The organism is Cupriavidus sp. 01L46, assembly GCF_056399905.1.
On the sequence record NZ_JBFTSF010000243.1, the window covers coordinates 1 to 10,118 of the forward strand.

The 10,118-nt window shown below is 64.6% G+C and carries 4 protein-coding genes; 2 read left to right on the forward strand and 2 right to left on the reverse strand.

The window, feature by feature from the left end:
- Window positions 1-49: 49 nt before the first annotated feature.
- Window positions 50-1,138 carry a Zn-dependent alcohol dehydrogenase gene (locus tag AC1DS3_RS29575; protein ID WP_150985147.1) on the reverse strand — a complete coding sequence of 363 codons (1,089 nt, stop codon included), beginning with the start codon at window positions 1,136-1,138 and terminating at the stop codon, window positions 50-52.
- Window positions 1,139-1,293: 155 nt separating this feature from the next.
- Entirely contained in the window at window positions 1,294-2,187 is an 894-nt protein-coding gene (locus AC1DS3_RS29580; protein ID WP_477128506.1) for a mechanosensitive ion channel family protein, read from the reverse strand.
- Window positions 2,188-2,451: 264 nt separating this feature from the next.
- On the opposite strand from AC1DS3_RS29580, the gene AC1DS3_RS29585 reads away from it, so the two are divergent.
- Both AC1DS3_RS29585 and AC1DS3_RS29590 read left to right on the forward strand, forming a co-directional pair.
- Window positions 2,452-3,987 (forward strand): amino acid permease, encoded by a 1,536-nt coding sequence (locus AC1DS3_RS29585; RefSeq protein WP_441641228.1) that lies wholly within the window; start codon window positions 2,452-2,454, stop codon window positions 3,985-3,987.
- A gap of 567 nt (window positions 3,988-4,554) precedes the next feature.
- Window positions 4,555-10,053, forward strand: coding sequence for a trifunctional serine/threonine-protein kinase/ATP-binding protein/sensor histidine kinase (locus AC1DS3_RS29590; RefSeq protein ID WP_477128507.1), 5,499 nt, complete (start codon window positions 4,555-4,557; stop codon window positions 10,051-10,053).
- Window positions 10,054-10,118 lie beyond the last annotated feature (65 nt).

Consider the following 10,118-nt stretch of genomic DNA (forward strand, 5'->3'; position numbering starts at 1 on the left):
GGGGCCTTGGCTGCCGTCGCCGGGCGGCCTAGGCTGCCGTCGCCGGGCCTCAGTGCTCGAACATGATCACGGAGCGCGCCAGTTCGCCGCGCCGCAGTTCGTCAAAGGCCTCGTTGATGTTCTCCAGCGGCATGCGGCGCGAGATCAGCTCGTCCAGCTTGAGCTTGCCCGACAGGTAAAAATCAACCAGCCGCGGCATGTCCACCGGGAAGCGGTTGGAGCCCATCATCGAGCCCTGGATGCGCTTCTCGGCCAGGAAGTCCGTGCCCTTGATCTCGATCTTCACGCCCGGCGCGATCATGCCGATCACCGTGGCGGTGCCGCCGCGGCGCAGCATGGAGAAGGCTTGCTCGGCGGTCTGCTTCAGGCCGATGGCTTCGAACGCATGGTGCACGCCGCCGCGGGTCAGCTCGCGCACGGCTTCCACCGCGTCCACGTCAGCCGCGTTGATCACATCGGTCGCGCCGAATTGCCTGGCAAGCTCGAGCTTGCCGGGCACCCGGTCGATCGCGATGATGCGGCCCGCGCCGGCAATGGCCGCGCTGTTGATGGTGGCCAGGCCAATGCCGCCGCAACCGATCACGGCCACGGTCTCGCCCGGGCTCACGCGCGCGGTGTGGATGACCGCGCCCATGCCGGTGGTCACCGCGCAGCCGATCAGCGCGGCGCGGTCCAGCGGCATATCGCGGCGGATGGCCACCAGCGCGTGCTCGTGGATCAGCATCTGCTCGGCAAAGGCCGACAGGTTCAGGAACTGGTTCATCGGCCCGCCCTTGGCCGCCAGCAGGCGCGGCTCCTCGCCCTCGCGGCGCTTGGTGTCGGGCTCCACGCACAGCGACAGGTGGCCGGTCAGGCAGTGCTCGCAATGGCCGCAATAGGCCGACAGGCAAGTGATCACGTGATCGCCGGGCTTGACCGTGCGCACTTCGGAACCCACCTGCTCGACCACGCCGGCCGCCTCGTGCCCAAGCACCACCGGCATCGGAAAGGGATAGGCGCCGTCTAGAAAATGCAGGTCCGAGTGGCAAACGCCTACCGCCGCCGTGCGCAGCAGCACCTCGTGCGGGCCCGGCTTGCCAATGGCGACGTCTTCGATCACAAGCGGGGTCTTGGGTTGATGCAGGACAGCGGCTTTCATGGGTCTCCTCGTTGTTCGATCTTGCTTGGCACAATTCGCTACGATTCCCGGCCCGGCAAGGGCGGCGGCACGGCTACCATACAACCGAAACGCCGTTCAGTGAAGCCATAAAACAGCGCCGCCCTCGGCCTGCCGMCCGTCCGGGCGCCCGAGGATCAGGAATGCGGCGCCGCCTTGCCCTGTTGCGCGGGCGCCGGCTCCGCAGCAACAGCAACAGCAGCCGCAGCAACCGGCTCCGCGTTGCGCCGCTGGTGGTACTTGCGCAGGATCTGCTGCGCGATCGACAGCCGCGAGCCCACCGGCACCGGGAACCGCACCAGCGCATCGAGCCGGTCCGCCGCCATGGCTTCGAACATCACGCGCGGCTCGAACTGCGAGAGATCGAGAAAGCGCGAGCCGCCGTACTCCTGCAGGCTGTGCCGGGCTTCGGCCAGGAAGCCGGCGCACACCTCTTCCGTGATCGCGATCAGGTCGGCCTCGACGCGGTCGGGGTCGCTCTTCTCGGGCAACGGGATGCGCAGCGTGTCCAGGGTGTACTTGCCGGCCTGGGAGTGGTTGCGCACGGCGACCGTCAGCAACATGCTGTTGGGAATCTGCACCGTGGAACCGGTGAACTGGCGCGCGCCGGCAATCTCCACCAGCGTGGTGGTGAGCGCGTCCATGTCCACCACCTCGCCGGAATGCGKGCCGATCTCGACGATATCGCCAAGCTGGAAGGGGCGCGCCATCATGCGCAGGAAGGCGCCAAGGAAACACATCACCAGTTCCTTGCCGCCGATCACCAGGGCCACCGCGAAGGCGGTCAGCGAGATCGCCACGCTCTTGAGCTCGGACACCCAGATGCCCAGCAGCAGCAGGAACACCACCGCGGCGACCGCATTGCGCGAAGCCACGGTCCAGGTGCGATAGCTGCCGCGGTTGTCCTTGTCCGCCTGCTGGCGGCTCTGGAAAAAGCGGTTGATGAACTTCACGGCCAGCATGCCGGCCAGCACGATGCCGACGCTAAGCGCGATGTGTAGAAGATAGCTGTCGTTGAAGGGCAGGTTCATGAGGATCGGTCCGGATACCGCGAGGATGCAAACCCCAGATTCTAGCCATGCCGCACTGCAACCAGCGCAAAACCTGCCGCGGCCCCACCCCGCGCCTTTCGCCAGGCGGCTTTTTCTCTTATGATGCCGCCCAATGTACCAGCCGGTAAATGTATTGCCTTGCATCCCGCCTTGCACTGGCCGGGCCCGGTCGGATGCGGGCGGCGTCAGTCATTGCGGGCCACGCCGGCGCATCCGGCTTCCGCGCTCCAAATTCTCTTATCCATGACCAGCCAGCAACCCGTCTCCCACCCTCCGCCCCCCGCCCTGCGCCGCACCTTGCGCGCGCGCCATCTCACCATGATCGCCATCGGCGGCTCGATCGGCACCGGGCTGTTCGTGGCCTCCGGCGCCACCATCGCGCAGGCCGGCCCGGGCGGCGCGCTGGCGGCGTACATCCTGATCGGCGCCATGGTGTACTTCCTGATGACCAGCCTGGGCGAGCTGGCGGCGTACATGCCGGTGTCGGGATCGTTCGCCACCTATGGCGCGCTCTACGTGGAGGAAGGCTTCGGCTTCGCGCTGGGCTGGAACTACTGGTACAACTGGGCGGTGACCATCGCCGTGGAACTGGCGGCGGCGCAGCTGGTGATGCAATACTGGTTCCCGGACACGCCCGGGCTGCTCTGGAGCGCGCTGTTCCTCATGCTGATGTTCCTGCTCAACGCCATCTCCGTGCGCGGCTTTGGCGAGGCCGAATACTGGTTCGCGCTGGTCAAGGTGGTGACGGTGATCGCGTTTATCGTCATTGGCGTGCTGATGATCTTCGGCATCCTGCACGGCGATACGGGCGGCGTGCCGGCCGGGCTGGTAAACCTGACGGCAGGCGACGCGCCCTTCGTCGGCGGCCTGCCGGCGATGATCGGCGTGGCCATGATCGCAGGCTTCTCCTTCCAGGGCACCGAGCTGATCGGCGTGGCCGCCGGTGAATCGGCCGATCCCGCCAAGAACATCCCGCGCGCCGTGCGCCAGGTGTTCTGGCGCATCCTGCTGTTCTATGTGCTGGCGATCCTGATCATCGGCATCCTGATTCCCTACACCGATCCCAGCCTGCTCAAGAGCGATGTGGAAACGGTGGGCGTGAGCCCGTTCACGCTGGTGTTCCGCCATGCGGGACTGGCATTTGCCGCCGGGGTGATGAACGCGGTGATCCTGACCGCCGTGCTGTCGGCCGGCAACTCCGGCATGTACGCCTCCACCCGCATGCTCTACAACCTGGCGACCGAAGGCCGCGCGCCGCGCATCTTCGCACGCCTCACGCGCAACGGCGTACCGCTGGCGGCACTGCTGGCCACCACCGCGGTGGGCGCGCTGTGCTTCCTGACCTCCATGTTCGAGAGCAAGTCGGTCTACCTGTGGCTGCTGAACTTGTCGGGCATGACCGGCTTCATCGCCTGGCTCGGCATCGCCATCAGCCACTACCGCTTCCGCCGCGGCTTTGTCGCGCAAGGGCTGGACCTGTCCCGCCTGCCGTATCGCTCGCCCTTCTTCCCGTACGGCCCGATCTTTGCCTTTGCGTTGTGCCTGATCGTCACCCTGGGCCAGAACTACCAGGCCTTCATGGACGGCAAGATCGACTGGGTGGCAGTGACCGCCACCTATATCGGCATCCCGATCTTCCTCGCCATCTGGCTGGGCTACCGCCTCGTGCGCAAGACCCGCTTCGTGCGCTACGCCGACATGCAATTTCCGCCGCTGCCGCCGGCCCGCGGCACGCAAGCAACCGGCTCCGTCTTTCCCGCCACGGCGACCGGCGAATAAAGAATACGCGCGTTCCCCCAAGACGCTCCATTGCGAGAAATCGGTTTTGCGCGAATCGTTGCTGGATCTGCCGTGAAGCCTCGCGCGGTGGAACGCCTCTTGGTGACTCCCCTCGATGCCAGAGAATCAAAGGTGTGAAGAGGCGGGCAGGGGATATGGAGAGGAAGCACKGGAAAGCCGTTCGCGCGATGTACAGTCGCGATAACAGCGATCGTAGTACGCTGCGTAATCCTCGAGATAGTCGCGATCGATATAGTCGGGTTCAACCACGATGGTGGCGGTGCCCAGTGCTGCGAAATACGCTTCAAGCACCGGCCTCAATGGCACGAATTGGCACGATTCCTATGTCACTTTGATGACTGTGACTCCGGCTCCACGGCATGCCCGACGGATGAAATGTGATGCGAGGCAGCCACACGGACCCTTAAGGCGTAGCCCGTGGCAAAATTGCTTCGCTCGGTCGCCCTGGCCAGCTCACCGGTACGACAGCTGCAGAGGCATTATGTCTGACGCATCCGGTCCGGAAACACCAAAGATAGCTACCGACTTGAGAGTAGAGCACGGCAGATGAACTCATTGTTTTCCTTCGGCACTGAGACGGGCGTCGGCTTCCAGGTCGCATGGGAGGACGGCGATCGCGTTGTGGGTCGAGGCTGGCGCCTCGGCCCGGATGGCGAACCGAAGGCCGTGCTGGCCGTGTGGCCCGCAGCCAAGCACCCGCTGCCCTCTAGCCTCGCTCGCCTCGCACACGAATACGGCTTGAAGGATGAGCTGGACGGCAGTTGGGCCGTACGGCCGCTAGAGCTTGTGCGGGAACATGGTCGGACTGTTTTGCTGCTTGAGGACCCCGGCGGYGAGCCGCTTGCTCGGCTACTGGGCGCCCCCATGGCGATGGGCCGTTTCTTCTGCCTGGCCATCAGCATCACCAGCAGCCTGGACCAGTTCCACCAGCGGGGGCTTATACACAAGGACATCAAGCCGGCCCATATCCTGGTCAACGATGCCCTTGGCGAGGCGCGGCTCACGGGCTTTGGCATTGCCTCGCGCCTGTCGCGCGAGCTACGGGCGCCACCGGGAGAGATCGCCGGCACGCTGGCCTACATGGCCCCCGAGCAGACCGGACGCATGAACCGGTCAATCGACGCGCGGAGCGACCTCTATTCGCTCGGCGTCACGTTCTATCAAATGCTCACGGGCGTGCTTCCGTTTGCCACCGACGACCCGATGGATCTGTTGCACAGCCATCTCGCCCGGCAGCCAGTGCCGCCGGTGGAGCGGGTACCGTCGATCCCGGCCTTGCTCTGCGCCATGGTGATGAAGCTGCTCGCCAAGACGGCSGAGGAGCGCTACCAGACGGCAGCCGGGCTGGAGGCCGATCTACGGCGCAGCCTGACCGCATGGGAGAGCCTGGGACGCGTTGACTCCTTCCCGCTTGGCGAGCATGACCTCCCTGATCGGCCGTTGATTCCGGAACGGCTCTACGGACGGGAGCGCGAAATTGAGACCTTGCTCGCTGTCTTCCATCGGGTGGTGACCCAGGGCACGCCAGAGATTGTGCTGGTCTCCGGCTACGCCGGTATTGGGAAGACCTCAGTCGTGCTTGCGTTGCGCAGCGCACTGGCTCTCAGGAATGGCCTCTTTGCCTCGGGCAAGTTCGATCAGTACAAGCGAGACATCCCGTATGCGACGTTGGCACAGGCTTTCCAGCATCTGATCCGCTCACTACTGGGCAAGAGCGAGGCCGACCTGGCGCCATGGCGCGCTGCATTGGCGGAGGCGCTTGGCCCGAATGGCGGCCTCATGGTGCCGCTCATACCCGAACTCGGGCTGATTCTGGGGCCGCAGGCGCCGGTTCCGGAGTTGCCGCCACGCGACGAACAGCATCGATTCCAGATGGTTTTCCAGCGCTTGCTTGCCGTCTTTGCCCAACCCGCGCATCCGCTGGCACTCTTTCTCGACGACCTGCAGTGGGTGGATGCGGCAACACTTGATCTGCTCGAGTATCTGGCGACCCAGCCGGAGGTACGCCACGTGCTGCTTATCGGAGCCTATCGGAATAACGACGTCAAGCCCGGACATCCGTTGCTATTGCGATTGTCGGCAATCCGCCAGGCCGGAGGGCGGGTAAATGACATCGCACTTTCCCCCCTTGGATTCGACGATGTAAGCAGACTCGTCGCCGATGCCTTGCATTGTGTACCAGGGGACGCCGCACCTCTGGCCCGCCTGGTGCAGGAGAAGACCGGCGGTAACCCATTTTTTGCCATCCAGTTCCTCACCGCCCTGACCGAAGAGGGGCTGCTCGTTTTCGATCATCGTGGCGCGCGCTGGTCTTGGGACCTTGAGCAGATTCGGGCCAAGGGATTCACCGACAATGTGGCCGATCTCATGCTCGTCAAGCTGAGGCGCCTTCCCGCGGCGACCCGCAACGCTCTGAAGCAATTGGCGTGTCTCGGCAATGACGCGACGATTGCTATCCTGGCCATGGTCCAGGATGCCAGCAAGGCGGAGCTGGACGCAGCTCTGTGGCCGGCGGTACGCGCCGGACTTGTGTTGCGTTTGGGAAATACCTACAGATTCCTGCACGATCGTATCCAGGAGGCGGCCTACGCGCTGATTCCCGAAGGCGCGCGGCCGGCAGCGCACCTCGCTATTGGCAGACGGCTCGCCGCGGGCACGCCGCCTGAGGCAATAGCGGAGCGTGTCTTCGATATCGTCGGCCAGCTCAACTGCGGCGCCGACCTCATCACCGCGGCCGAGGAGCGGGAGCAAGTAGCTGAGCTGAATCTGCTCGCAGGCCAGCGCGCCAAGGCGTCCACGGCCTACGCCTCGGCGCTGACCTTCCTCACCGCCGGTGCAGCGCTCGTGCAGGGGGACGCCTGGAAGCACCGGCCCAAGTTTGCTTTCGCGCTCGAGTTCCATCGTGCCGAATGCGAATTTCTCACCGGCGCCTCGGCTGCGGCGGAATCGCGCCTGGCCGAGCTCGCGCGCCGCGCCACCAGCCTCCCCGATTTGGCCGCCGTCACGCAACTGCGTCTGGAGCTGTTTCTGGCGCTTGGCCAGCGTGAGCGCGCCGTCGAGGTGGGCCTCGACTACCTGCACCGCGCTGGCGTCCAGTGTTCGGCGCATCCAACGAACGAGGAGGTCCAACAGGAACACGACCGGATATGGCGGCAGCTTGGCGACCGCCCAATTGACGCGCTGCTCGACTTGCCGCTCATKACCGATGCGGTCGCGTGTGGGACGATGGACGTCCTCACCGCTCTCATGCCGCCGGCCTGGTACACCGACGTGAATCTGAGCGCCCTTATCATCGGCCGGATGGCGAACCTCAGCCTTGAGCATGGCAACAGCGACGCGTCGTGCCTCGGCTATGCTTGGCTCGGCATGATCCTCGGGCCTCAGTCCGGCGATTACGAGGCCGCATTCCGCTTCGGCCAGCTCGGTCTGAACCTGGTGGAGCAGCGCGGGCTGGACCGGCTCCAGGCCCGCGTCTATCAGGTTTTTGGGGGGCATGTGATGCAATGGACACGCCCCCTGCGTACCGCACGCAGCCTGGTGCGGCGCGCTTTCGACGTAGCCAACCAGCTCGGCGACCGCACCTTCACGTCCTTCGCGCGTAACAACCTCATCACGCATTTACTGGCCTGCGGCGATCCGCTCGCCGAGGTGCAGAATGAGGCCGAGGCCACGATTGGCTTCGCGCGCGAGGTGCGGTTCGCTCTCGTTGTCGACCGGGTTGCCCCCCAGCTTCAATTCGCCCGAACACTTCGCGGCCTGACGCCGACCTTCGGCTTCTTCAATGATGCCGATTTCAACGAGGAGCAGTTTGAGCGGTATCTGGATGAGGCTCCAGTCCCCGCGCTCGCCACCTGCTGGTACTGGATCCGTAAATTGCAGGCACGGTTCTTCGCCGACGACTACGCAGCTGCGATAACGGCGGCAGACAGCGCTGAACAACTTCTCTGGACGTCGCCATCGTTCTTCGAGCAGGCGGAATACCACTTTTACGCCGCGCTGGCGCGGGCCGGGTGTTGCGGCACGTCCGCCGCGCCAGAACGGAACCAGCACCTGGAGGCATTGGCCGCCCATCATCGCCAGCTCCTGATCTGGGCCGAGCATTGCCCAGAGAATTTCGAGGACCGCGCCACATTGGTTGGCGCCGAAATCGCCCGCCTAGGTTGGCGAGAAGTTGATGCAATGGACCTCTACGAGCAGGCCATCCGCGCCGCCCGGGACAATCATTTCATCCATAACCAGGCACTCGCCAACGAGTTGGCCGGGCGATTCTATGCTGCACGTGGCTTMGAGAAAATTGCCCGCGTCTATTTGGAGGACGCCCGCCATGGCTATCTCCGCTGGGGCGCCGGCGGTAAGGTACGGCAACTCGATGCGATGTATCCGCACCTCTGGGGGGAAGAGCGGCCGCCCGCGACGACGACGATCGGGGCGCCGGTCGAACACCTGGACCTCGCCACCGTGATTGCCGTGTCGCAGGCGGTGTCGGGCGAGATCGTCCTGGACAAATTACTCGACACCCTCATGCGCACCGCGATTGAACAGGCCGGCGCGGAACGGGGGCTCCTGATCCTGCTCCGAGGGGCCGAGCAGCGCGTCGCCGCAGAGGCTACGACCGGTGGCGATACTGTCACGGTGCAGCTTCGCGACGAGAGCGTGACTGCGACTGCCCTGCCGGTATCGATACTTCGCTATGTCCTGCGCACCCGCGAGAACGTCATTCTTGACAATGCCGCGACACAGAAGCCATTTTCCGCCGATCCGTACATTTTGCGGCATCATTCCCGATCGATTCTCTGCCTGCCGTTGCTCACGCAGGCCAAGCTCATCGGGGTGCTCTATCTCGAGAACAACCTCGCGCCACGCGTCTTCGCGCCGAGCCGGACTGCCGTGTTGAAGATGCTCGCCTCGCAGGCCGCGGCCGCGCTGGAGATTACTTGTTTGTACCGGGATCTTGCGCAACGCGAGGCGAAGATCCAGCGCCTGGTTGAGGCCAACATCATCGGAATCTTTATCTGGCACTTCGATGGCCGAATCATCGAGGCCAATGACGCGTTCCTGCGCATGCTGGGCTACGACCGCGAGGACCTCGCCTCAGCCCCCTTGCGCTGGACGGACCTGACGCCCCCGGATTGGTGCGAGCGCGATGCACGGTTGGTCCAAGAGCTTAGGCTGAACGGAACCTTGCCGCCGTTCGAGAAGGAGTTCTTCCGCAAGGACGGCAGTCGGATACCCGTCCTGATGGGCGGTGCGACCTTCGAGGAGAATGGGGACCAGGGTGTCTCATTCGTACTTGATCTGACCGAGCGCAAGCGCGCCGAAGTAGCGCTGCACCAGGCACAGGCCGAACTGACACACGTGACCCGCGTGACGACGTTGAACGCGCTGACCGCCACGATCGCTCACGAGGTCAACCAGCCGTTGGCCGCCATCGTGACCAACGCCAATGCGGCCCTGCGCTGGCTCGCTCGCCAGCCACCCGATCTGGCCGAGGTGCGAGATACATTGGGGCGCATCGTTCAGGATGGCCATCGGGCTGGCGCAGTGATTGGAGGCATGCGTGCGCTGCTTAAGAAGACGGCCGCCGTCACGGCGCGCCTTGACATGAACACTCTTGTCGAAGACACGATTGGTCTCATCCGGGGAGAGGTAAGCCGCCATCAAATCCTGCTCCAGACGGAGCTGGCGCCTGACCTGCCKCCGGTTGTGGGTGACCGGGTGCAGTTGCAGCAGGTGCTCCTGAACCTGATGATGAATAGCATCGAGGCAATGAAAGAGGTGGCAGAGCGGCCGCGGGAACTCCTGATTCGGTCGCGCCTCGACGCATCGGGGACTGTGCTGATTGCCGTTCAGGATGCTGGCATCGGGCTGGAGCCGGAAGATCTGGAGCGGGTTTTCCAGACCTTCTTCACTACCAAGGCGGTGGGTCTGGGCATGGGTCTGGCGATCTGCCGGTTAATCATCGAGGCACATGGAGGGCRGCTGTGGGCGAGCCCCAATGTGCCTTGCGGGGCTGTGTTTCAGTTCACCCTGCCGCCTCAAGACTAGACGCCTCTCGCCGACCGCGGGAGGCTGCAGGGACTCAAAGCGGCGTCGCAAATGCCGAGTTGCTG

What these genes read in the sequence shown, in the direction of transcription:
- AC1DS3_RS29575 (WP_150985147.1), bottom strand. Translation starts at nt 1,138, where the DNA reads ATGAAAGCCGCTGTCCTGCATCAACCCAAGACCCCGCTTGTGATCGAA.
- AC1DS3_RS29585 (WP_441641228.1), top strand. Translation starts at nt 2,452, where the DNA reads ATGACCAGCCAGCAACCCGTCTCCCACCCTCCGCCCCCCGCCCTGCGC.